The sequence below is a fragment of the Azoarcus sp. TTM-91 genome (assembly GCF_012911025.1).
In the GTDB taxonomy this organism is placed as follows: Bacteria; Pseudomonadota; Gammaproteobacteria; order Burkholderiales; family Rhodocyclaceae; genus Azoarcus.
This window is the reverse complement of sequence record NZ_WUEI01000299.1, coordinates 1-449: the sequence shown is the minus strand read 5'-3', so window position 1 is coordinate 449 and position 449 is coordinate 1. Positions and strand designations below refer to the sequence as shown.

Genomic DNA, 449 nt, shown 5'->3' with positions numbered 1-449 from the left:
ACGACACCATCCTCGTCACCGTCTACGACGAGATCATCCGCCTGACCAACGACCCAGACCTGCTCAACCGGCTAAGCCAGCTCACCAGTTATGAAGACGTCTTCTGGCTCATGGCCTCCCGCCCCTGCAATCCCGTCTGCCCCGAGGAGAGATGATGTTCTGGCCCGTTCTTGCCACCGTCGCAATCATCTATGTGTGCAATGCCACCCTAGCCATGCGCCAGATGAGGAATTTCTCCACGACCTACACACTGCTGCGCAAACGCGGGAAAGTCGCCATCGGCAAACAGAAGAACGCGCTGAGTCGGGGCGCCATCGTTATGTTCCTGCTCGACGATAGGGACCGTGTCGTCGCGGGCCGTCGTATGAACGGCATCACCGTTCTGGCCAGGTTCAGGGACTTCCCGGTCTTCGACGGGTTGCCTCTCGAAGAGATCGACCCTGCATATG

At 59.0% G+C, this 449-nt stretch carries 1 protein-coding gene; it reads left to right on the top strand.

Features of this window, described 5'->3' with window-relative positions:
- Positions 1-151: 151 nt before the first annotated feature.
- A partial coding sequence (locus GRF61_RS24330) for a transcriptional regulator GutM (protein WP_211166199.1) occupies positions 152-449 on the top strand: 298 nt, incomplete at its 3' end.